Origin of the sequence: Blattabacterium cuenoti, assembly GCF_014252315.1 — a bacterium.
Classification (GTDB): Bacteria; Bacteroidota; Bacteroidia; order Flavobacteriales; family Blattabacteriaceae; genus Blattabacterium; species Blattabacterium cuenoti_AI.
In genome coordinates, this window is sequence record NZ_CP059216.1 from 46931 (window position 1) to 72797 (window position 25867).

The following is a 25867-nucleotide window of genomic DNA, read 5'->3' on the forward strand; positions in this document are numbered from 1 at the left end:
ATTATTTACTTTTAATCCAATTTATTAAATCTATATAATTAGAATCATTTATATTGTGTTCAGAATCATATTCTTTGTAAAAAATTGAAAATAATTTTTCATTATTTAATAATTTAATACTTTTTCTAACCCATTCAACTGGAATAATATTATCATATTTTCCATGAGAAATAAAAAAATTTATTTTACGAGAAAATATATTATTTATTTCATATATTTTTTTAGGTAGAATTTCTTCATCCAAATATCCACTTAAAGAAAGTACATTTTTTACTTTATTATTTTTTAAAGCTATTGCATAACTTAATATAGCTCCTTGACTAAATCCACATAACCAAACTTTATCTTTTTTTAGATTATATTTTTTAATTGAATAATTAATAAAATGTGATATATTATTAATAGAATTTTTAGCTTGTTTTTTATTAATAAATTTTTTATCATTTGAAAAATCTATATTATACCAATAATATTTATCTTCATCCATTCTATAAATACCACGTATACTAATTACAAATAAATTTTCTGGTATATCTTTTTCAAAAGAAAAAAGATTTTTTTCATTACTTCCATATCCATGAATCATTAAAAACAACGATTGATATTTTATACTTTTATTATTTTTTCTTATAATATATTTAATAGAACAATTTTCTTTTAACATTATTAGTATATTAATTTAGTATTTATATTTATATATTTATTTAAATATAATCTTAATTTTTACTTTGTTACTTAGATTATATTATATATTTTTTTATTTTACTTATTTATTTATGCATGTATGATGAAATTATGAATGATAATAAAATAAAAATAAATTTTTTGTATTATAAAATATTAAATTTTTATTTAATTATATCCAATTTTATATTTATTTATCATAATTTTTAATTTAATAGTAATAATTCAAATATATAATTTTAGCTTAAATTTACTAATTAAATAAAAAAATTGAAAAAATAAATGAATTTGTATGAATACCAAGGAATAAAAATATTAAAATATTTTTCTATTCATGTACCTGAAGGTATAATTGCAACTTCTCCAGAAGAATCTGTTAAAGCAGCAAAAATATTATTTAAAAAAACAAACAAAAAATCTTTAGTAATAAAAGCTCAAATTCATGCAGGAGGAAGAGGAAAATCAGGAGGTATTCAATTGATAAAAAGTTTAGATGAAGCATATGAAGTATCTAAAAATATTTTGGGAAAATATTTAATTACACCTCAAACTTCAAAAAAAGGAATACTAGTAAAAAAAATATTGATATCAGAAGATGTATATTATAATAATAATCCAAAAGAATATTATATATCCATTTCATTAAATAGAAACATAGGAAAAAATGTTATTATTTATTCTCAAGAAGGAGGAATTAATATAGAAGATTTATCAAAAAATAATCCAAAAAAAATACAATTAGAAGAAATAGATCCTATTTTAGGATTACAATTTTTTCAAGTAAGAAAAATAGGATTTAATTTGGGAATAAATGAAAAAACATCAATGAGTTTATTTAAAAATTTTTTATTTTCTTTAAATAAAGCTTATAATTTTTACGATATATTATTATTAGAAATAAATCCATTTATAAAAACACATAATAACAAAATTATACCTATAGATGTTAAAATTACATTAGATAAAAATGCAGATTTTCGTAGAAAAAAAAATTTTTTTTTAGTTGATGTTAGTAATGATAATAATAAAGAAAATAAAGATAATAATTCATTTTTTCATAAAGAAAATCAAATAAATTTTATAAAATTAGATGGAAATGTAGGGTGTATGGTTAATGGAGCTGGATTAGCTATGGCTACTATGGATATGATAAAATCTTGTGGAGGACATCCTGCTAATTTTTTGGATATAGGAGGATCCGCAGATAAAAAAAGAGTAAATAAATCTTTTTCTTTAATATTAAATGATTATTCCGTTAAAATTATATTGATAAATATATTTGGTGGAATAGTTCGTTGTGATATAGTAGCTAAAGGAATAATAGAATCATATTTTAAAATAAATAAAAGTATAAATATTCCATTAATTGTTCGTTTACAAGGAACAAATGAAAAATTTGCAAGAAAAATTTTACAAAGTAGTAAATTACCTATTCATTATGTTAATACATTAAAAGATGCATCTGATATGATAAAAAAAATTCTATTATGAATAATTTTTTTGAAAAAAAAATTTTTACAGAAAAATATCATCCTAAAGAATTAGAAGAAATAATAGGCCAAAACAAAATTATTTTTAATTTGAAAAAAATAATTAAAAATAATAAGTGTATACCCAATTTTTTATTCTTTTTTGGAAAATCAGGAGTAGGAAAAAATGTTTGTGCAAACATTTTAGCTAAAAAATTAAATAATAAATTTTCTATACTAGAAAATAATATTAAATTAATAGAATTTTATAATGAATTAGAAAATTCATATGATATAGAAAAAACATTAAAAAAATTTTTATTTCATAATAATATAAATGTATTTGTAATTAATAAATTAAATTCAATTCCTTCACGTTTTTTTATAATAACTGAAATAATAACAAAAATTGTAATTAAAAATATATTATTTATAATTTGTGATGAAAATAAAAAAAATATTCCAAATTATATTTTAAAATATTCATATATTTTTAATTTTAAAAAAATATCTGTGAAAGATATTTTTTTTCATATTAAAATGATTTCTGAAAAAGAAAATATAAAAATAGATAAAGAAGCTTTATTAATAATATCACAATATGCAGATGGATCAATTGGAAATGCTATTACTTTATTTAACAAAATTATTACAGATAACAATAAAAAAATAATTACTAAAAATTTAGTAATAAATGAATTAAAATTAATTGATACAAAATTTTATTTTAAATTAATAGATTATTTATTAGATAACAAAATACATGATATATTAATAATGATAAAAAATATTTTTTATCAAAAAAATAAAAATCCTCATGATTTTATAAATGGATTAAAAAAATATATAAAAAATTTATTATTATATAAAAAAAATAATAAAATTTTTATGATAGGAAATTATAATAAATATTTAATTAATTATTATGAAATTCAATCAAAAAATATATCTTTTTTTATTTTAAATAAAATATTAAATATGTGTTTTAATATAGAACATATATTATATTCTTATCATTATAATGATAACATTATTAATTCAATAATTGAAACAAATATAATTAGTTTATCAACTTTTTTTTCTTTATATAAAGAAAAAAAAGTTGATAAAAATATATTAAATAAAGAATTTTTTATTATACAAAATAATATAAATTTTATTTCAGAATATTGGAAAAAATTTATTACTGACAATTATAAAAATACAACAATAATTGATAAATTTATAAATAAAACTAAAATTGAAATATCAAATAATAAAATTATTATAATAATTCCAAATATAGATATAGAAAATAATAATTTATCATTAATTAATGAAAATTTTATAAAATTTTTTGAAAAAAAAATATATAATATAATTTCAAATATTAAAATTATAAATAGAAAAAAACTTGATGAAAATGAAACTAAAAAAAATAAATATAAAATTTTATATAAAAAAAATAAATTTATAGACTCTTTAATAAAAAGATTAAATCTAAAAAATATTCATTAATAAAAATAAATTTAAATTAAATTTATTTTTATTAATTATTACGTAAAAATATCTTTATTTATTATAATTTATTATTATTCATCAAATAATAAAAAAAAATTTATTATTTCACTATTAATTCAAATGAAGATATTATAAATGATAATTCTAATTTTATATAATACAAAAAAAATAATTCATTATTAATAGGAGTATATCCTAAATATATTGGTCATAAAAATTAAGGTAAATTAATAAAAATTGAAAAAAAAAGTATTTAATAATTAATATGTAGTTAGATCTTTAAAAAAAGGTATACATAAATTTTATCAAAGATACATTGTAAAAAAAATGATATACAAACGATCATTAAAAAAAAATAAATTATACAAAAAAATAAAAATTATTGAAAAAATACTAAATTTTTTATATCCATATCCAAAAATTAATTTATATTATATTAATGAATATACTTTATTAATATCTATTATTCTTACTTCAAGAAGTAAAGAAAAAAAAGTAAACGAAGTAACAAAAAAAATTTTTAATAAAATTAAATCTCCTTACGATATTGTCTCTCTTTCTTTAAAAGAAATAAAAAATTTAATAAAAGAAATAGGTCTTTATAATAAAAAAGCTAATAACATTTTTAATTTATCCAAAATATTAATAGATAAATTTAATTGTATTATTCCCAAAAATATTTCAATATTAAAAAAATTACCAGGAATAGGAAACAAAACTGCATCTGTTTTTTTATCTCATATTTCAATAACAAATAAATATGAAGTATTTCCTGTAGATACTCATATTCATAGAATGATGTATAGATGGAGATTAAGTAATGGTAAAAATATAAATGAAACAGAAAAAAATGTTAAAATTTTTTTTGAAAAAAAAAAATGGAAAAAATTACACTTACAAATTATTCTTTATGGAAGAGAGTTCTCTCCATATAATAAATTGAATATAAAAAAAGATATAATTCATCAAGAATTATTAAATAATTCTTTACTTTAAAAAGGTAAATCATCAAAATCATCAGATGAAACTTGAGATGATAAGTCAGATGAATTTTTAGAATTTATATTATCTTCTTTAGATATTCCTAAATTTGATAAAGAACTAGATATTCTATCTATTCTCCATCCTTGTATAGAATTAAAATATTTTATAATACCTTTAGGATTTTTCCATTCTCTTCCTCTAATATTAATAAAAACTTTTACCTTTTCATTCGGTTTTATTGACTCTAATAAACTAGTTTTATCCTGTATAAATTCTATTAAAATATCCTGAGGATAAGGATCATCAGTTGTAATTACAATTTCTCTTTTTTTAAATCCACTTTCAAATTTTTGAATATCAAATATTTTTTTTACTTTACCTACTATTTCCATAATTATTTTTTATTTTTCAATATTATTTTTATTCATATACTTTCCAATTTTACTAGATACACTAAATGAAGTAATCATATTATTTAACATTTCATTAGCTGATCCTGGTGAATTTGGAATCAATATTAAATTACTATTACTTCTTTTTCCCATAGATTGAAGAGTATCATAATGTTGAGTAACTACAATTAACGCTGAAGCTTCTTGAGAATTAATTCCTACATTATTCAATACTTCTACAGAATCTAATATACCCTTAGCAATTTCTCTTCTTTGATCTGCTGTTCCTTTTCCCTGTAATTTTTTACTTTCCGCTTCTGCTTTAGCTTTAGCTATTATTTTTATTCTTTCAGATTCAGCTTTATATTCAGCAGCTACTTTTTCTCTTTCAGCTGTATTAATACGATTCATAGCTATTTTTACTTGTTCATCAGGATCAAGATCTGTAACTAAAGCTTTTATAATAGAATATCCATATTCTGACATTGATTCTTCTAATTCTCCTTTTACAGCAAGAGCTATATGATCTTTTCTTTCAAAAACATCATCTAATCTCATTTTAGGAACTTCTGCACGAACTACATCAAATATATAAGATTTAATTTGAGTATTAGAATCATCTAATTTATAAAAAGCTTCATAAACTTTATTTTTTATAACTTTAAATTGAACTGATATTTTAACTTTAACAAATACATTATCTTTTGTTTTAGTGTCTATTAAAACATCTAATTGTTGAATTTTTAAAGATAATTTACCTTTTATATTGTCCAAAATAGGAATTTTAAAATTTAATCCTGCATAACGAATACTATGATATTTTCCCATTCTTTCTATAATTGCAGTAGTCTCTTGATTAACTATAAATATAAAACTTGAAAATATATAAAAAAATAAAATTATTAATATTCCGTAAAATAATAAATTAAAAACATCCATAAAAAAATATTTTTATAATAAACCTAATTCTAAACGAGCTTCATCACTCATAAAATCTTTACTCCATGGAGGATCAAAAGTTATATTAACTTTAACTTCTTTTATTTCTTTAATTGATTTTATTTTTTTTTCTACTTCTATTGGTAAACTTTCTATAACTGGACAATTTGGAGTAGTTAATGTCATAATTATTTTAACTTTATTAATAGATGAAATTTGAATATCATAAATTAAACCTAATTCATAAATATCTACCGGAATTTCTGGATCATATATACTTTTTAATGTAGATATAATTTTATTTTTTAAATTACTATTATTATCATTATACATTATATTATTATAATTTTCTTTTAATTATATATTTTCTTTTAATAAAACTCCAAATTGATCAACTTGGTTTATAGGATAACCTAATTTTCTTATAGAAGGTAAAATTTCTTTTAGTTTTCCTACAATCAAAATTATTCCATTATTAGGATTGAAAAATTTTTTACATGTTTCATATACGTCTTCTAATGTAACTGATTGAATTTTACTTATCAAAGTATCATAAAAATTATAAGGAAGATTATCTTTTTTTTCACAAACAAAAAGTTCGCTAATTCTTGCAGGATCTTCTAAATCTAATAAAAACTGTCCAATTGTTTCTTTTTTCTTAATTTTTAACTCTTCTAATGAAACTCCTTTTGATACAAAATTTGATATCTCATCAATTATATCTCTTATTGCATTTTCTGTAACCTCATTACCTACTTGTGTATATGTAGAAATACTACCAATATTTCTATCAGGTTTTAAAATAGAACATGCACCATATGTATATGCCTTTTTTTCTCTTAAATTTATAAAAAGACGACTATATGCTCCTTCTCCTAGTATTCCATTTGCTAATATAGCTGATATATATAATGGATCATTTTTTCTTAAATTTATTGTTTTTCCAAAACATATACTTGATTGAGTTAAAGAAGGAATATTTACTATATGTATTTTTATCCCAGAAATTTTTTTTTGTTTTGGTTCATTTTTATATCTATCTATATATGATTTTTTTTTCCATTTAGAAAAATAATTTTTACATAAATATTTAACTTCTTTAACAGATATATCTCCCACAAAAGTTATATAAAATCTATTAGGTATATAATATTTCTTATATAATCTCTTTAAATCACGTAGAGTTATTTTTTTTACAGAATCAACAGTTTCATATTCTCCATATGGATGATCTTTTCCAAATAATATTATATTTTTTACTCTTTTCAAAATAATATTTGGATCTTTTTCCGATATATGAATATCAGTAATAATTTGTTTTATTGCTTTTTCTAATTCTTCAGAACTATTAAACCTACAATTCATTATAATATCTAATATAATTGATATAGATTTTTCTAAGTGTCTTTTTAAAGTAGAAATAAATATTTCAGAAAAAGAAGTATGAAAACTTATCCCCATATAATCTACTATATTATCTAATTCTTCTTTAGAACAATTTTTAGTTCCAGATCTCAACATTTGACCAAAAACTTTTTGTATTCCAGCCTTATTTCCTTCTAGTAATGGAATAGATTCTAATTCTAAAACAACCCTAACTAGGGGAATTTTATGATTTTCTACTAAAATAACTTTTAATCCATTTTTCATACAAAAATATTTAGGCCTCTTTAATTTTATATTAATATTTCTTTTTAAAGATTTAGGAGGTATATCTATATTTTCTTCTGTGTTAATAAGCATTATTATTATAAAATATTATTTTTTTTCTGGTAAATTATATAAACGAACTCTATTATTTTTAATAAGATATTTACTAGCTACTTTTTGTACATCTTGTATTGTAACTTTTTTAAAGTTATCTATTTCATTATTAATTAAATTAGCATTTTTATAATATAAATAATAATGTGATAAATTAGAAGATACTCCACTTATAAAATAATTATCAGAAATAGATTTTCTTTCAAAAAAATTCATTTGTTTATCTAATTCGTATTGAGTAATACCTTTATCTATTATCATATCAATTTCTTTATCAATTCCTTCTAATAATCTTTCTACTTTAACATTTGGATACAATATTCCATATATAGTAAGCATACTATAATCTTCCATAGAATCTAAAAAAGATCCAGCATAAACTGCAATTTGTTTATCATTAACTATATTACTTATTATTCTTGAACTTTCTCCTGAAGATAAAATATTATCTATTATTTTTAATGCATAAAAATCTTTATTAATCATTTCTGGAATTCTATAAGATAAAAAAACCCCTGGAACTTTAGTATTTTTATCTATATATGTAGTTATTATTTCTTTATTTATAGATTCTTCTTTAGGAATTTCTTTTTTAATTAATTTTTTATTTTTAAAATTTTGTGAAAAATATTTTTTTACTAATTCTTTAGCTTCTTCTATCTCAAAATCTCCACTTATAACTAGAATAGCATTACTTGGGATATAATATTTTTCATAAAATTTATTATAATCTTCTTCTGTTGCATTATCTAAATCTTTGTTAAATCCTATTATTGGATATCTATATGGATGTTTTTTGAATAACAAAGCTGGAATTACTTCCGATAGAGCTTTTATATAAGGTTGATTATCAACTCTTGTTTTTTTTTCTTCTTTAATTATTTTCCTTTGTATGTCTATACTTTCTTTATCTACATTAGCATAGTACATTCTCTCTGATTCCATCCATAAAGCTAGTGGAAGACAATCAGATGGTAATATTTCATAATAATAAGTTTCATCTTGACTTGTATATGCATTATTTTGTCCTCCGTTAGAAGCTACATATTTAAAATAATCTCCTTTTTTAATATTTTTTGATCCTTCAAACATAAGATGTTCAAAAAAATGAGCAAACCCAGTTTTTCCAGGATCTTCATCTTTACTTCCTACATGATATAGAACAGATGTTGATATTAAAGGATTTGTTTTATCTTGATAATAAAAAACATGTAATCCATTTAATAATTTTTCTTCTAAAAAAGAAATTTTGTAATTAGATTCCATAAAATATCAAATTGGTAATTTAAGAAATAATTTATCTATAAATTTAAAAAATAAATTCAAAATTATTTTTTAAGGATTTTAATTCAATTATTTATAATTAAATGGAGAATTTACAATTTTTTTTACATAAAATATGATATTTTTCATTTTATTTATTCAAATTCAAATTTTTTATGAAATTGTTTTGTATGAGAAAAATTTTAATTTTTATTTTAATTTTTTATTCTTTTTTATTAGAATCCAAAAATATAGATGGAGATTTTGATAATGGAAAAAATCTTTTTAAAAAAAATTGTACAGCATGCCATTATATGGATTTAAATAAAAAAATGATAGGTCCAGCTTTATATGGTGTTACAGAAAAAAGAAATAGAGAATGGTTACACAAATGGATAAAAGATAATAAATCATTAAGAAATAGTGGAGATAAAGATGCTATTGATCTTTACAAAGAATATGGAAATATAGAAATGAATTCTTTTCCTCAATTTTCAGAAAAACAAATTGATGATATACTTTTTTTTATAAAAAAATCAAAAAAAGAAAAAGTAAATGAAAATAAAATTAAAATTAACGAAGAATATGAAAATTTTATATATGAAAGAAAAAATAAATCATTTTTAATAAAAATATTTCTATTATTTTTTAGTATTATTACTTTAATAATACTTTGGATTTTATATAGAATTTATGTTCTTCATAAATTAATGTATGGTAAACCAAAATATATTACAAGATTACATATAAAAAATTTTTTAATAAAAATTTTATATAAAAATTTTCTTGTAAATAAAAAGAAAAATTGGTATTTATTATCTTCTTTTTTAGGAATTATTATCGTATTTAATATATATATGATCTGGTTTTTTTTAATGAAAATAGATATTAATAAAGGATATAAACCGATGCAACCTATTTATTTTTCTCATAAAATACATTCTGATATTAATAAAATAGATTGTCAATATTGTCATTCTAATGCAAAATATGGAAAAGTAGCTGGAATTCCTACTATTAATGTTTGTATGAGTTGTCATATTACTATTAATGAATACAAAGGAAATTATATTGAAAAAGGAAAAAATATAAATGATTATAATAAAGAAATAAATAAAATTTACTACACTGCAGGATGGAATAAAGAAAAAATGAAATATACAGATAATGTTCATCCTATTAAATGGATTAGAATACATAATATGCCTGATTTTGTTTATTTTGATCATTCTCAACACACAAAAATTGGAGAAAAAACAATTAAAAAATTAAAAAAAGTAGATATAATTTGTAGTGCATGTCATGGAAATGTTAAAAAAATGGATCAAGTAAAAATGCATGAAGATTTTACAATGGAATGGTGTATTTCTTGTCATAGAAATGTTAAAGTTGATATGGATAATCAATATTACAAAGAGTATTATAAAAATAATAACATAAAAAAATCCACTTTAAATGAAATTGGAGGAACTGAATGTGCTAAATGCCATTATTAACAATATAATATAAAAATTATTTTATGATAAAAAAGGAGAAAAAAAATACATATTTAATAAAAAATTTTTTTAACAAAAAAAGTTCTAGAAGAGATTTTTTAAAATGGATAGGATTCAGCACGGCTTCTGTTACATTAACTGCGTGTAAAGGTCCTGTAATAAAATCTATACCTTATATAGTTAAACCTGATAATATTTCTTTGGGAATTCCTGTTTATTATGCCACTACTATGGTTGATTCGTTTGATATGGCTTGTGTATTAGTAAAAACAAGGGAAGGTAGACCAATAAAAATAGAACCAAATTTTGATTCTTCATATTTTAACACTGTTTCAGCAAGGATACAATCTTCATTATTATCACTTTATGATGAAGAAAAATTTAAATTTCCATATTTAAATGGTAAAATAAGTAACTGGAAATCCATTGATAATTATATTATAAAAAATTTAAAGTATTTGAATAAAACAAAAAAACATATTATATTTATTTCTCCATCATTTCCAAGTTTTTCTACCAAAGAAATAATTAAAGATTTTAAAAAAAAATATCCTAATACAAAATGGATTATTTATGATCCTATTTCTTATTCTAAGATATTAGATGCTTCAAAAAATATTTTTGGAAGACGAGCTATACCTTTTTTTGATTTGAAAAATATAGATTTAATAGTATCATTTGATGCTGATTTCTTAGGAGATTGGATTCCAGAAAATATAGAAAAATATTATGCAAATAATAGAAATCTAGATAATAATACTATGATACAACATATTCATATAGAAAGTAATATGTCCATATCTGGAGCTAATTCTGATAAAAGAATATCTAAAAAACCTACTGATATAAAAAAAATGTTATTTGATATTTATCAATGTATTTTTTTTGGAAAAGAACCTAACGATAATGAATCTAAAATAATTTATTCTTTAATTAAAAAAAAATGGAATAAGTGCGTAATTTTTGCAGATGGGGATAAAGATATGTATGAAATGTCGTTTTTAATTAATAAAAAAATCAATAGCAATGCCATAAAAAATAAAAAATTTATACTTTCTAAAGAAAGTGATGATAAAAAATTTTATAATTTTATTGATGATCTAAAAAAAGATAATATAGGAGCATTATTTATTAATGATTTGGATATTATTTATAATCTTCCCTCATCTATTTCTAATATAATAAAAAAATCAATAAAAAATATTCCTTTAACAGTCTCTTTTTCAACAAAAAAGAATGAGACAAATAAAATTATGAAAGTAATAGCTCCTATTCCTCATTGGTTAGAGTCATGGGGTGATCTTAATCCTATTTCAAATTACTATACTCTCATTCAACCAACTATACAAAAAATTTTTAATACAAGACAATTACAAGATTCTATTATTAGATGGAGTAATATTAATGAAATAAATTATTATGAATATTTGAAAAAAAAATGGGAAAAAAATATTATACCATATTCTAACTGCTCTTCTTTTAATGAAGCCTTATTTAAAGGATTTGTAAAAACTAATAAAAATCATAATAATAAAAAATTATATAGTAAAACAAAAATATTAAAAACATATAAAATAACTAATGATATAAAAAATAAATTTGAACTTAGATTGTATACAAAAACAAGTATGGGCGATGGATTTCAATATAATAACCCTTGGTTACATGAACTTCCAGATCCTATAACAAGAACTACTTGGGGAAATTACATGACTATTTCACATCATGATTCAAAAAAATTTAATATAAAAAATTGGAATACTACAGATGGATCATTAAATGGAAATTGTGTTAATATAATAAAAAATAATATAATAGTTATTAAAAACATACCTGCATTTATACAATATGGACAAGCAATAGGATCAATTGGTATAGCATTTGGATACGGACAAAAAATAGGAAAATTATCTAATTTATGTGATGGAAAAAATTCATATAAAATTTATGATGAATTTAATATAATACAAAAAAATATAAAAATAGAAAAAACAAATATAATACATAAATTTGCTTGCGTACAATTACAAAATTCACCTTTAGAAAGAGATATTATCAGAGAAACGAATTTGGATACTTTTTTAAAATATCCTAAAAAAGTTTGGAATAAAAAAGAAAATATTAATGATAATATCTGGAATATGGAAAAAAATAAAATAAAAAATAAAAATAATGATGGACATCATTTTAATTTATCTATAGATTTAAATACTTGTATTGGATGTGGTTCATGTATAATAGCATGTAATTCTGAAAATAATATTCCCGTTGTTGGAAAAGACGAAATAAGAAATTTTAGAGATATGCATTGGATACGAATAGATAGATATTATCATAATGACAAAAAAAAATTAAATAGACAATCACAAGATAATCCAAAAGTATCATTTCAACCTATAATGTGTCAACATTGTGAATATGCTCCATGTGAAACAGTTTGTCCAGTTGGAGCTACTACTCATGGATCACAAGGTCAAAATATGATGACATACAACAGATGTATAGGAACCCGTTATTGTGCAAATAATTGTCCTTATAAAGTAAGACGTTTTAATTGGTTTAATTATTTAGACAACAAAGATTTTGATTTTCATATGAATAATACATTGGGAAAAATGGTGTTAAATCCAGATGTAGTTACAAGAACTAGAGGTGTAATGGAAAAATGTTCTTTATGTATTCAAAGAACTCAATATTCAATAACAAAAGCAAAAAAAGAAAAAAGAAAAGTAAAAGACAATGAATTTGAAACAGCATGTAGTATTGTTTGTCCTACTAAAGCAATAACATTTGGTGATATTAAAGATAAAAATAGTATTATACGTAAGAAAATAAATAATATAAGATCCTATAAACTTCTTGAGTTTATAGGAATAAGCCCTAATGTCAATTATTTAGTAAAAATAAGAAATGATAAGTAAATAAAAAATATTATGTTAGATTATTATGAATCTCCCATAAGAGAAAAATTGATTTTAGGAAAAAAAAATATAAAAGATGTTACTAATGATATAGTATATCCTATTGAAAATAAAGCTGGAAAATTTTGGTGGATTTCATTATTTATATCTATTTTCGCATTTATTTGGGGATTGTTATGCATAATATATACAATAACAAAAGGAATTGGAGTTTGGGGTCTAAATAAAACTATAAATTGGGCTTGGGATATTACTAATTTTGTTTGGTGGGTTGGAATAGGACATGCTGGAACATTGATATCAGCAGTATTACTTTTATTTCGTCAAAAATGGCGTTTATCTATTAATCGTTCAGCTGAAGCAATGACTATTTTTGCAGTAATACAAGCTGGATTATTTCCAATAATACACATGGGTAGACCATGGAATGCTCATTGGGTTTTACCAATACCAAATCAATTTGGATCATTGTGGCCTAATTTTAATTCTCCTTTATTGTGGGATGTATTTGCTATTAGTACTTACTTTTCTGTATCAACCATTTTTTGGTTTATTGGATTAATTCCTGATTTTGCAATGGTTAGGGATAGAATATCAGATCCATTTCAAAAAAGAATATATACTATACTTAGTTTTGGATGGGGAGGAAGTGCTAAAGATTGGAAAAGATTTGAAGAAGTTTCTTTAATATTAGCTGGATTATGTACACCACTAGTTTTTTCCGTTCATACTATTGTATCTTTTGATTTTTCAACTTCTGTAATAAAAGGGTGGCACAGTACTATATTTCCTCCATATTTTGTAGCAGGAGCTATCTTCTCAGGATTTGCTATGGTTCAAACTTTATTAGGAGTTGCTAGAAAAGCTCTTTCTTTAGAAAATTATATTACTAGAAATCATATTGAATTTATGAATATGATTATTTTATTAACAGGAGGAATAGTTCTAATAGCTTATATTTCTGAATATATTCTTGCATGGTATTCTAGTAGTCCTTTTGAAGAATTTATTTATTTTTCCAATAAAGCAGCTTTTGGTCCATTTTGGTGGGCTTTTTGGTTATTAATTATATGTAATATTATTATTCCACAATTTTTATGGATAAAAAAAATAAGAAGAAGTTTTTTTTGGTCATATTTAATAGCAATAATTATTAATATAGGTATGTGGTTTGAAAGATTTGATATTATAGTTTTAAATTTAAGTCGTGATTATCTTCCTTCTTCTTGGACTGGATTTACTCCATCATTTATAGATGTAGGAATTTTCATAGGAACAATAGGTTTATTTTTTACATTATATTTATTATACATACGTGTATTTCCTGTTATATCTCAATCTGAATTAAAAACAATTATAAAACAAACAGATAAATAGATATTATGTTGTATTACATATTATATGATAATGAAAATGGTCTTATAAAGAGTATAAAAAATTTGAATAAAAATAAAAATTGTTTTATACAAGATATTTATTCACCATATCCTATTCATGAAGTAAATCATTTACTTAATTTATGCGAAACAAATTTATCAATTTTATCTTTTGTATATGGTTTTTTAGGATTTTTATTTTCAAGTTTATTAATATGGTATACTATGATTTTTGATTGGCCACAAAATATAGGAGGAAAACCCTCTTATTCTTGGATAAGAAATTTCCCATCTTTTATTCCTGTAATATTTGAATTAATTATCTTTTTTTCTGCACATTTTATGTGTATAACTTATTTAATTCAATGCAATTTATATCCAGGACGTACACAAAAAAATCCAGATCCAAGAACAACTGATGACATGTTTTTAATAAAAATTTATATTAAAAATGATATAGAATATATAATAAATCTACTAAAAAAAAATGGAGCAAAAGAAATTAAATTAATAAAAAAATGAAAATAAGTTTAAAACATATTTATTATTCTATTTTGTTTTTTATTTCTATAACAATTATAATGTTATCATTCTATTTTTTTATCTTTAATAATAAAAAAAATCCAAATATAGTATATATGCCTGATATGTATTATTCTAATGCATATGAACCATATTCAGATCCAAATTTTTCCTGTAAAAAAGATTGTAAAAAAATAAAAATACCTTTTTTTTTAAAAAAAAAAACATCTTCTCTTTTTCCTGTTAATGGATCTATTCCTAGAACAAAATTTTTTGATAAGATTTCTGATTCTATTTCAAAAAATGGATTTGATTTTTCTAAAAAAATTAATGATTATAATTTTATTTTAAAAAATAAAAAAAATGAAAATTATGAAGAGGGAAAAAAATTATATAATATAAATTGTTCTATATGTCATGGAGAAAACGGTGATGGACAAGGATTTTTAGTAAAAAACGAAAAAATTTTAGGAGTTCCTAATTATAAAGATAGAGATCTTACTTTAGGTAGTGTATATTATGTAATAACATATGGTAAAAATAATATGAATTCTTATACTTATCAACTAAATAATGAAGATAGATGGGAAGTTTCTAAATATGTAATGTATATAAGAAACAAAAAATAAAAAAACAAATATATATAAATGAATTTTAAATTATTAAAGAAAATTATTATAGCTATAATTATAATAGGATTATTATTAATTATATATCATGGAATTAATTCATATTTTTATAATAAAAATAGTTTTTTAAATATAATTATGGAAAAAAAGTTATGGATCGGATTATATGTATCTTCTATTTATTTCATAACTTTATCTATTGGTTCATTTTTATTTTTATCAATTCAAAATGCATCAAAATCTGGATGGTCTATTATAATACATCCAATTATGGAAAAAATATCATCTTTTATTCCTTATGGAAGTATTATCTTATTTTATATTATATTATTAAATATATTTAATAAAAATATTTGCATATTTAACTGGATGAATAATAATTTATATAACCCACATTCAATTGAATACGATAAAATTATTGAAAAAAAAAATATATATTTAAATATTCCATTTTTTATTGTTAGAAATTTTATATTTTTACTATTATGCAATATTTTTTATTTTAAAATAAAAAATATATCTAAAAAACTAAATATATCTTATTCTATTAATGATTATAAAAAATTATACTCTATATCTATTTATTTTATTATATTTTTTTCAATTACATCTCCATTAATATCTTGGGATTGGATAATGTCATTAAATCCTCATTGGCTTAGTACTTTATTCGGATGGTATTTACTAAGTGGATTTATTGTTACAGGAATTTCTTTTATTACAATAATATCAATAATTCTAAAGAAAAAAAAATTATTTCCTTTTTTTAAAGAAAGTCATTTACATGATTTAAGCAAATATTTATTTTCTAGTAGTTTACTATGGAGTTATTTTTGGCTGTCACAATTTTTATTATATTGGTATGGAAATATTCCAGAAGAAATATATTATTTTTTGAAAAGAGAAAAAATTTTTCATAATATTCATTTATGGATATTAATTCCAAATTTTTTAATTCCATTGTTATTACTAATGAGTAAAAATAACAAAAAAAATATAAAAATAGTTTTTACTGTTTCCATAATTGTTTTAATTGGACATTATATAAATATATATAATTTAATAGTTCCTGATTTAAGTAATAATTTTTCAGTTGAAATAACAGATATAAGTCCTATATTAATAATAGGAGGATTATTTCTTTATATAATATTTACAAATATTAATAATTCAAAAATAAATTATTATGGACATCCTTTTTATCATGAAAGTAAACAACATAAAACATAATATATTAAAAAAATTAAATACAGAATTTTTTATCGATATCTTTTATTTCTTTATCTTTTATAAAATTCATAATAGATATATTAGAACCAAATATTGTTAATATATCTCCTATTTGCAAAACAGTATCTCCTGTAACTAATCCTATTACTTTTCTATCTGAATCTTCACTATTAAAATAATATTTTATATTACCACTAATATTACGAATAACAGTAATTAAGGAAACAGAATACTTTTTAATTAGATTTACATTTTTAACCTTTTTTCCAATAAAATCTTCTGGAGAAAAAACTTCTGCAATAGAATATTTATTATCTACTCTAAAATAATCTAATGCATAATTAAATGCTATTTGTTTAGTTAATCTAAATGCAGCATCTTGTTCTGGATGTACTATATCATTAATTCCCATAGCTTCTAATATTGTATCATGAATTCTAGATAAAGATCTACTTATTATTCTAAGATTTTTATATTTATTTTTTAGGATAGCTGTTGCAACTATAGAAGATCCTTCATTTTCTCCTATAGCTACTATAGCTAAATCAGCTTGATGAATAGGTAATGCTTCATAAGCAGCTTCATTATTAGCATCCATACAAACTACATCAGAAATATGTTCTTTCAATAAATCAATTTTTTCCATTTTACAATCTATACCAAATACTTCATGACCATTATTTGTTAAATTAATTGCTAAAGATCTTCCAAAATTTCCTAGACCAATAATTATAACTTTCATTAATATATTATATTAAAATATTTTCTTCAGGAAGTTTATAGTAATTATTAAAATTAATTTTATTTTTTCTTAAAAAACTAATTACTATATTAAAAATACCTATTCTTCCTAATAACATTAATAAAATTAAAATCAATTTACTAACAGTTGACAAGCTAGATGTAATACCTAAAGATAATCCTGTAGTAGAAAAAGCAGAAAATACCTCAAAAAAAATAGATAAAATATTTTTTTCTGGATCAAAAAATAATATAAATAAAACACTTGTATATATAATAATTAAAGATAACATAATAATAGAAAAAGCTATTCTTATAGATTCTCTAGAAATTTCTCTTCTCCTTATTTCTAATCTATCTTTTCCTTTATATAAAGAAATTATATTCATAATAGCTAATGCAAAAGTACTTGTTTTTATTCCACCTCCAGTAGATGCAGGAGAAGCTCCTATCCACATTAAAAATATGGTTACTAATATAGTAATAGGATTTAAATTATTCATATTCAATACATTAAATCCAGCTGTTCTTGCTGTAACAGATGAAAAAAAAGAAATAATCCATTTTCCATATAAAGATGAATGTTTTTCAAGAGAAAAATAATATTCACTTATGTAATAAAATATAGTACCAAAAATTATGAGAAAAAAAGTTGTTATAATAACAATTCTTGTATTTAAAGTTACTATGTTAATAGGTGGTCTTATATACTCATGTTTAAAAATTTTATAGAAACATTTTTTTATATTTAACCAAAATAAATGAAAAAAATTAAATAATATATTAAACCCTATTCCACCTAAAATTATTAGAAATGCAATAATTAATTGAAAACAATAATTAAATCTTATAAATTTAGAATAAAATCCCTGACTAAGAATAGAGAATCCACTATTACAAAAAGCTGATATAGAATGAAAAATTGAAAAAAATAATAAATTATTATATTCTATCATAGAAATATTTATTCCACTATTTTTAATACATAAATAAATTAATAATGATCCTATTAATTCTATAATAATTGTAAAAAAAACAACTTTTACAGCAAAAAGTAAAACATTATTTGTTGTTTTTGTATTTAGAAAACTACTAACAAAAACTGCTTCTTTGAACGAAAATCCATTTCTAAAAAAATAATTTAAAAAAGAAGTAATAGTTAAAATGCCTAATCCACCTAATTCTATTAATATTAATAAAATAATTTTTCCTATAAAAGTAAAATCTTTAGATGTATCTAAAACAATTAATCCAGTAACACATACAGCGCTAGTAGAAGTAAATAATGCATCTATAAATGATATATTTCTAACTGTAGATGCTGGTAACATTAATAAAATAGATCCCAAAAAAACTAAAAAAATGAAACTCATAATAAATATGAAAATTGGATTGTGTATTTTCATATATATTTTTTTCATTGAATATGTAATACGTATTAATATATATATTACTAAACTTATAATTGAAGATATTCTTATTATAGAATAATTTTTATTTTTTATAAAATAAATTTTTGTTAAAAATAAAACTATAGGAATAAATAATATTAAAGAAGATAAAAATATCATAGATTTATAGTCTCTTTCTAATTTTTTATCAAAAAGTATAAAAAAATGCATTATGTTAATAACAAATATTATTCCAATTAGAATTTTAGTATTAAGAATATTGTTATTATACTCTTTCCACCACCCTAAATGTATAATTATATAAAAAAATACAATAGGATAAAATATTTCTAGAATATTCTTAATTTTATTAAGAATCATAAGTATTTATTATTTATTTAAAGTAACATTAAAAATTTATTATTTTTAAATTCAATTGAATATTTTATAATAAAAAATTACAAATATATTGGACTAATATTGTTTACATTAACAAATTTTTTTTTAAAAAATTTTTTATAAGATATATAAATCATTTCTAATGCAGAAGGATTAGAAAAAATCATTTTTTTAACATTTTTTTCTGATATAGGAAATAATAAATTTCCTATTATATATAAATGATTTTTTTTATTTATTTTTTGTATAAATTCTTTATTATTTTCAATAAATATAGGAGTAATTCTTTTTTTATTTATATTAAATAATGAAGTATAAAAATAATTTTTTTTTGCATATAATGTTGGAACTATAAGTATATTTTTATTGAAATTATTATTTATTTTTTCTATATTTATTTTTTGTATTAAAATTGTTAAAGTATCTAAAAATAATAAAGGAATATTTAATGATATACATAATCCTTTTGCAGCAGATATTCCAACTCTTAAAGATGAATATGATCCAGGACCTATATTTACGCAAATAGATTCAATATTTTTAATATTAATTTTTGCTATTTCTAATGCATATTGAATAAACATATGTAATTTTTCTGAATGTAAATATTGTTCTGAATTCTCTTCAACAAGAACCATATTTTTTCCATTATTAGAAATACAAACAGAACAATTTTTTGTTGATGTTTCTATATTAAGTATTAAAGACATAATATAAATTTATATGATAAAAATTAAAGTCAATAAAATTATTAGTTATATAGTATCTTGGTTAAAAGAATATATAAAAAATTCTTATTCAAAAGGATTTGTTATAGGTATATCTGGAGGCATTGATTCTTCTGTAACATCAGTACTAACATCTATGACAGGTATACCTACAATGGTTATAGAGATTCCTATTATAGAAAATAGAAATATTCTTGCTAAAAAACATGCAAAATTTCTATTATCAAATTATTCAAATGTTTTTTATTTAAAAAAAGATTTACATAATTTTTTTAATTTTTTTTGTAAAAATATTGCATTTAAAAATCATATAAATAATGATTTAGCATTAGCAAATGTACAATCTAGAATGCGAATGATTATGTTATACTATTATGCAAATTTAAATAATTATATTGTTGTTGGAACAGGAAATAAAATAGAAGATTTTGGTATTGGATTTTTTACTAAATATGGAGATGGAGGTGTAGATATACAACCAATAGCTGATTTAAATAAAAGTGAAATACGTCTTCTTGCTAAAGAATTAAATATTATTTCTGAAATTCAAAAAGCTAAACCAACTGATGGATTATGGAAAGATAATCGTTCTGATGAAGAACAAATAGGATTATCTTATGATAATTTAGAATGGGCTATGAATATTATGTTATTTAAGAAAAACAATAATATCTTTTCTAAAAATAAAATTATTAAAAAATATAAATATTTACATTCAAAAAATAAACATAAAATAGATAAAATTCCAATTTGTAATATTCCTTCTTCTTATAAAGAAAAATGATAAAAATATTGTTTTTGTAATTTTGTTTTTTTTAACAAAATACAAAAATTATTAATAATAATATATTTGATCTAATATGAATTATAACATAATGATAATTAAAGATCATAAAATAAAAAAAAATGAAGATTTTTCTGTAGAAAAAATAGTTAATATTGATAAAAATCAATTAATTGAAAAAATAACAGAAAAATATACCATTAATAAAGAAAAAATGAAAAAAATTTTAAAAATAGAAAAACATTTTTTTCATATTATGAAAGTTTTAGGATTAGATATGAATAATGATAGTTTAAAAAAAACTCCAAATCGTGTTGCAAGAATGTTTGTAGAAGAAATATTTAGTGGACTTTTTTCAGAAAATAAACCTAGATCATCTGTCTTTAATAATAATTATAGATACAAACAAATGATTATTGAAAAAAATATTACAGTTTATTCTACTTGTGAGCATCATTTTTTACCAATAATTGGAAAAGCTCATGTTGGATATATATCAAGTGGTAAAGTATTAGGATTATCTAAAATAAATAGAATTGTAGATTTCTATTCCAAAAGACCACAAGTACAAGAACGTTTAACAATACAAATTGTTGATTATTTAAAAAAAATATTACATACTAATGATGTAGCATGTATAATAGAAGCAAAACATTTATGCGTTAATTCACGTGGAATTAAAGATACAGATAGTAGTACTACTACTACTGAATTAACTGGAAATTTTAAAAATAATTCTGATATTAGAAAAGAATTTTTTCATCATATAAAATCATATTATTAATATTTGAAATATGAATATTTCAAATAAAACATTATTAATATATAATTCTTTAACAGAAAAAAAAGAATTATTTCGTCCAGTTAACAATAATGGTTATATTGGAATTTATGTTTGTGGACCAACAGTATATAATCATTTACATTTAGGAAATTATCGTACTTTCATAATATTTGATGTTATTTTTAGATATTTAATGCATTTAGGATATAAAGTTCGTTATGTTAGGAATATTACAGATGTAGGACATTTAGAAAATGAAGAAAATGATGAAGACAAAATAGTAAAAAGATCTCTTATAGAAGGACTTGATCCTATGGAAATTGTACAAAAATATACAGTTTCTTTTCATAATACATTAAACATCTTAAATATACTTCCTCCAAGTATAGAACCTACTGCCACAGGACATATCATAGAACAAATAGAATTAATAAAAACATTAATTTACAAAGAACTTGCATATGAAGCAAATGGATCTGTTTACTTTAATTTAAATAATTATGTAAAAAAATATCGTTATGGTATAATAAGTAAAAATAAAATTGAAAATCTTATTTTTAATAAAAATTTTTCATATAATGAAAAAAATTATTTGTATGATTTTTCTATTTGGAAAAAATCTAACAAAAAAAAAATTATGAGTTGGATTTCTCCATGGGGGAATGGAGTACCAGGATGGCATACTGAATGTGTTAGCATGAGTACTAAATATTTAGGTAATATATTTGATATTCATGGAGGAGGAATAGATTTAAAATTTCCACATCATGAATGTGAATTAGCACAATCAATTGGAATTAACAATACAGAAAAAACATTTGCTCGTTATTGGATTCATACTAATATGCTTACTATTAACGGGAAAAAAATGAGTAAATCTTTAAAAAATTTTCTTAGAATAGAGTACCTTATTAATAAAAAAATAATTTCTTCTCCTAATGTTTTTAAATTATTTATTTTACAATTTCATTATAGAAGTATTATAAATTTTTCTATTGAAAATTTGAAAAAAACGGAAAAAAGTTATATTAAAATAAAAAGATCCATAGAAATTTTAGAAAAATTTGTTCCTAATAATACAAATAAAATAAATATAAAATTTGATGTACATAATTGGATAAATAAATGTTATGAATCTATTAATGATGATTTTAACACTCCTATGTTAATTTCTTATTTATTTAAAGCTTCTAATTTTATAATAAATTCAGAATTATTTAATAACATAACAATATTTCATTTTAATTTATTAAAAAAACATATGAATCATTTTATTTTTGATATATTAGGATTTTCTAAAATAAATTGTAATATTAACAATGATAAAAAATTTAATTCTTTAGTAAATAATTTAATAAAATTCCGTAATAAAATACGAAAACAAAAAAATTGGATTATTTCCGATAAAATACGTGAAATTTTATTACAATTTGGAATTATAACAAATGATAAAAAATTATAAAAATTAAATATTATAATAAAAATGAATTATTCAAATCATTTATCAAATCTTCCACATCTTCTATCCCAATAGACAAACGAATAAGAGAATCTTGTATCCCTGATTTTTTTCTAATTTTTGATGGAGTAGATTTATGAGTCATAGTTGCAGGATGACATATTAAACTTTTTGTACCTCCTAAACTTTCAGCTAATTTAAATAATTTAGTAGATGTTACAACTTTTTTTGCCGATTCAATTGTATCATTTATAAGACTAAATGAAACAATACCTCCAAAATATCGTTGTTGTTTCAATGCTACTAAATGATTTTTATGTATAGATAATCCTGGATAATAAACTTTATCTACAACAGATGAATTTTTTTTATCATTTAAAAAAAATGCTATTTTATTAGCATTTTCAGATTGTTTTTTTACTCTTAAATATAAAGTTTGAATTCCTCTTATAGTAAGCCAACTATCAATTGGAGATAAAACACCTCCTGTTGCATTTTGAATATATTTTAATTCTTCGTATAATTCTTTTTCTTTTACTACAATTAATCCTGCTAATACATCTGAATGTCCAGCCAAATATTTTGTAGCACTATGAATTACTATATCTGCTCCCAAATTAATTGGATTTTGAATAACTGGAGAAGCAAAAGTATTATCCACTATTATTAATATATTTGGATTTAATTTATTAGATATTTTACATATTTCTTTTATATCAGATATTTTTAATGTAGGATTAGTTGGCGTTTCTATCCATATTAATTTAGTTTTATTAGAAATATGGTGTAATATATTTTTTGTATTAGTCATATCTATATATTGAGTATTAATTCCCAATTTTTTATATAGATTTAATAATCTAAAAGTTCCTCCATATATATCATTAACAGCTAAAATCTCATCTTTATATTTCAATAATTTTAAAATAGCATCAATAGATGCTAATCCAGAAGAAAAAGCTATACTATCATATCCATATTCTAATTTTGTAATGAATTTTTCCAGAGTTCTTCTTGTAGGATTATTAGTTCTTGTATAGTCAAATCCTTTGTTAATACCAGGAGCTTCTTGTACATATGTTGATGTTTGATATATAGGAGTAGATATTGCTCCTGTAAGAGGATCTGATAAAATGTTTTGAATAATTTTTGTTTCTTCCTTCATCATTTATACATTAAAAAACGTAATACAGTAATTATACAAATGTACTCTTTCAATTTAAAAAATGGAAATACATTTTTTATATAAAATGATTTTATTTGTTTTTAAAAAAAAACATAAATTTGTTTTTCATTTATAAAATATTAATCTATTTTCTAAATATTAACAATGATATCAAAATTTATTAGATTATTTTTCATTTTTTTTATTTCTTTTTTATTTTTATATGGTTTATATGGAAATAATAATAACAATATTAATAAAAAAAATAAATTGGATGTATCGAATATAATATTTGATCATATAAGTGATTCACATGAATGGACATTTATAGAAAATAGTGATAAAAAAATATCTATTCCATTACCAATTATTATTTGGAACAATGGATTTGATATTTTTTTATCTTCTAAATTATATAATGGAAAACTGTTTAATGGTAAACATGGTTATTATAAAATGTTTCATGAAATTATATATGAAACTGATAAATCAGGAAATTTAATATTTAAAAACAATAAACTAAATAATAGAAAACCAATAGATATATCTATTACAAAAAATGTAATTTCTATTATAATAGCATTTTTAATCATAATTTATTCTTTCATTCGTATGAAAAAAGAATACGATAATATTGATTTAAGATCAAGTAAAAATGTTACAATAAAATGGAAAATAGGGATATTAATAGAATATATAATTATATTCATTAGAGAAGAAATTGCTATTTCTTATATAGGAAAAAAAATGTTTAATAAATACATAAATTTTTTACTATCATCGTTTTTTTTTATATTGGTTAACAATTTGATGGGAATTATTCCAATATTTCCAAATGTAACAGGAAATATAAATGTTACATTTGTTTTATCCACTATAACATTTATTATGATGATGTTATATAGTAAAAAAAGTTACTGGAAACATATTTTGTGGATGCCTAATGTTCCTATAGGTATTAAATTTATATTAGCTCCTATAGAATTTATTGGAGTTTTTATTCGTCCAATAACTTTAGGTATACGTTTATTTGCTAATATAATGGCTGGTCATATTATTATTTTAAGTTTTATTTGCCTTATTTTTATTTTTAAAAATATTTTTATTATTGGTTTTTCTTTATTTTTTGGATTTTTTATTTCATTACTAGAAATAATGGTTTCGTTTTTACAATCTTTTATATTTACAACGTTATCTGCTTTAATAATTGGAATGTCTATTAAAAATTATGAAAAAAATTAAAAAAT

General features: G+C 20.2%; 23 protein-coding genes. 13 read left to right on the top strand and 10 right to left on the bottom strand.

Annotated elements, in window-relative coordinates; all coding sequences use genetic code 11:
- Position 1 precedes the first annotated feature (1 nt).
- Positions 2-664, bottom strand: a complete 663-nt coding sequence (locus H0H39_RS00205; RefSeq protein ID WP_185877403.1) for an alpha/beta hydrolase — start codon at positions 662-664, stop codon at positions 2-4.
- Between the two features lie 302 nt (positions 665-966).
- Here H0H39_RS00205 and sucC point away from each other — a divergent pair, with 302 nt between their 5' ends.
- The 3 genes from sucC to H0H39_RS00220 all read left to right on the top strand — a co-directional run bounded on the left by sucC (position 967) and on the right by H0H39_RS00220 (position 4649).
- Positions 967-2175: an ADP-forming succinate--CoA ligase subunit beta gene (gene sucC / locus H0H39_RS00210; protein WP_185877404.1), complete on the top strand. Its 1209-nt coding sequence runs from the start codon at positions 967-969 to the stop codon at positions 2173-2175.
- A complete protein-coding gene (locus tag H0H39_RS00215) occupies positions 2172-3650 on the top strand; it encodes a hypothetical protein (RefSeq protein WP_185877405.1) in 1479 nt (492 codons plus the stop codon). The genes sucC and H0H39_RS00215 overlap by 4 nt, the downstream gene beginning before the upstream one ends.
- A 330-nt stretch (positions 3651-3980) precedes the next feature.
- Positions 3981-4649: an endonuclease III domain-containing protein gene (locus H0H39_RS00220; protein ID WP_185877406.1), complete on the top strand. Its 669-nt coding sequence runs from the start codon at positions 3981-3983 to the stop codon at positions 4647-4649.
- Here H0H39_RS00220 and H0H39_RS00225 read toward each other — a convergent pair.
- The 5 genes from H0H39_RS00225 to H0H39_RS00245 are packed head-to-tail and all read right to left on the bottom strand — an operon-like array spanning position 4646 to position 8998.
- Complete coding sequence (locus tag H0H39_RS00225) at positions 4646-5029, bottom strand: DUF3127 domain-containing protein (protein WP_185877407.1); 384 nt, start codon at positions 5027-5029, stop codon at positions 4646-4648. The genes H0H39_RS00220 and H0H39_RS00225 overlap by 4 nt on opposite strands.
- Positions 5030-5038: 9 nt before the next feature.
- Entirely contained in the window at positions 5039-5968 is a 930-nt protein-coding gene (locus tag H0H39_RS00230) for an SPFH domain-containing protein (protein ID WP_185877408.1), read from the bottom strand.
- A gap of 12 nt (positions 5969-5980) precedes the next feature.
- Positions 5981-6301: an iron-sulfur cluster assembly protein gene (locus H0H39_RS00235; protein ID WP_185877409.1), complete on the bottom strand. Its 321-nt coding sequence runs from the start codon at positions 6299-6301 to the stop codon at positions 5981-5983.
- 24 nt (positions 6302-6325) lie between these two features.
- Positions 6326-7711 carry a M16 family metallopeptidase gene (locus tag H0H39_RS00240; RefSeq protein ID WP_185877410.1) on the bottom strand — a complete coding sequence of 462 codons (1386 nt, stop codon included), beginning with the start codon at positions 7709-7711 and terminating at the stop codon, positions 6326-6328.
- 15 nt (positions 7712-7726) lie between these two features.
- Positions 7727-8998 carry a M16 family metallopeptidase gene (locus tag H0H39_RS00245; protein ID WP_185877411.1) on the bottom strand — a complete coding sequence of 424 codons (1272 nt, stop codon included), beginning with the start codon at positions 8996-8998 and terminating at the stop codon, positions 7727-7729.
- 188 nt (positions 8999-9186) lie between these two features.
- On the opposite strand from H0H39_RS00245, the gene H0H39_RS00250 reads away from it, so the two are divergent.
- From H0H39_RS00250 to H0H39_RS00275, 6 genes are read left to right on the top strand one after another with little or no spacing between them, the layout of a single operon-like run.
- A complete protein-coding gene (locus H0H39_RS00250) occupies positions 9187-10491 on the top strand; it encodes a c-type cytochrome (RefSeq protein ID WP_185877412.1) in 1305 nt (434 codons plus the stop codon).
- A gap of 23 nt (positions 10492-10514) precedes the next feature.
- The gene (locus tag H0H39_RS00255) at positions 10515-13412 is read left to right on the top strand and encodes a 4Fe-4S dicluster domain-containing protein (RefSeq protein WP_185877413.1); all 2898 of its coding nucleotides are present in this window, start codon (positions 10515-10517) and stop codon (positions 13410-13412) included.
- 12 nt (positions 13413-13424) lie between these two features.
- Positions 13425-14789: an NrfD/PsrC family molybdoenzyme membrane anchor subunit gene (nrfD, locus tag H0H39_RS00260; RefSeq protein ID WP_185877414.1), complete on the top strand. Its 1365-nt coding sequence runs from the start codon at positions 13425-13427 to the stop codon at positions 14787-14789.
- 5 nt (positions 14790-14794) lie between these two features.
- A complete protein-coding gene (locus H0H39_RS00265; protein ID WP_185877415.1) occupies positions 14795-15310 on the top strand; it encodes a DUF3341 domain-containing protein in 516 nt (171 codons plus the stop codon).
- On the top strand, positions 15307-15939 hold the full coding sequence (locus H0H39_RS00270) for a c-type cytochrome (RefSeq protein WP_185877416.1): 633 nt from the start codon (positions 15307-15309) through the stop codon (positions 15937-15939). Before H0H39_RS00265 ends, H0H39_RS00270 begins: the two co-directional genes overlap by 4 nt.
- A gap of 18 nt (positions 15940-15957) precedes the next feature.
- Positions 15958-17169: a hypothetical protein gene (locus H0H39_RS00275; RefSeq protein ID WP_185877417.1), complete on the top strand. Its 1212-nt coding sequence runs from the start codon at positions 15958-15960 to the stop codon at positions 17167-17169.
- A gap of 13 nt (positions 17170-17182) precedes the next feature.
- Here H0H39_RS00275 and H0H39_RS00280 read toward each other — a convergent pair whose 3' ends face one another.
- The 3 genes from H0H39_RS00280 to tsaB all read right to left on the bottom strand — a co-directional run bounded on the left by H0H39_RS00280 (position 17183) and on the right by tsaB (position 20410).
- A complete protein-coding gene (locus H0H39_RS00280) occupies positions 17183-17911 on the bottom strand; it encodes a potassium channel family protein (protein WP_185877418.1) in 729 nt (242 codons plus the stop codon).
- A 7-nt stretch (positions 17912-17918) separates the two neighbouring features.
- Positions 17919-19682, bottom strand: coding sequence for a TrkH family potassium uptake protein (locus tag H0H39_RS00285; RefSeq protein ID WP_185877419.1), 1764 nt, complete (start codon positions 19680-19682; stop codon positions 17919-17921).
- Between the two features lie 77 nt (positions 19683-19759).
- Positions 19760-20410 carry a tRNA (adenosine(37)-N6)-threonylcarbamoyltransferase complex dimerization subunit type 1 TsaB gene (gene tsaB, locus H0H39_RS00290; protein WP_185877420.1) on the bottom strand — a complete coding sequence of 217 codons (651 nt, stop codon included), beginning with the start codon at positions 20408-20410 and terminating at the stop codon, positions 19760-19762.
- Positions 20411-20423: 13 nt separating this feature from the next.
- Between tsaB and nadE the strand changes: the two genes are divergently transcribed.
- The 3 genes from nadE (at position 20424) to cysS (ending at position 23458) form a co-directional block, all read left to right on the top strand.
- Positions 20424-21212 carry an NAD(+) synthase gene (gene nadE / locus H0H39_RS00295; protein WP_185877421.1) on the top strand — a complete coding sequence of 263 codons (789 nt, stop codon included), beginning with the start codon at positions 20424-20426 and terminating at the stop codon, positions 21210-21212.
- Between the two features lie 76 nt (positions 21213-21288).
- Entirely contained in the window at positions 21289-21996 is a 708-nt protein-coding gene (gene folE, locus H0H39_RS00300) for a GTP cyclohydrolase I FolE (protein WP_238785654.1), read from the top strand.
- Between the two features lie 10 nt (positions 21997-22006).
- Positions 22007-23458 carry a cysteine--tRNA ligase gene (cysS, locus tag H0H39_RS00305; protein WP_185877422.1) on the top strand — a complete coding sequence of 484 codons (1452 nt, stop codon included), beginning with the start codon at positions 22007-22009 and terminating at the stop codon, positions 23456-23458.
- Positions 23459-23468: 10 nt separating this feature from the next.
- Here cysS and H0H39_RS00310 read toward each other — a convergent pair whose 3' ends face one another.
- Complete coding sequence (locus tag H0H39_RS00310; RefSeq protein ID WP_185877615.1) at positions 23469-24620, bottom strand: trans-sulfuration enzyme family protein; 1152 nt, start codon at positions 24618-24620, stop codon at positions 23469-23471.
- Between the two features lie 165 nt (positions 24621-24785).
- Between H0H39_RS00310 and atpB the strand changes: the two genes are divergently transcribed.
- A complete protein-coding gene (atpB, locus tag H0H39_RS00315) occupies positions 24786-25862 on the top strand; it encodes a F0F1 ATP synthase subunit A (RefSeq protein WP_185877423.1) in 1077 nt (358 codons plus the stop codon).
- Positions 25863-25867: the final 5 nt, after the last annotated feature.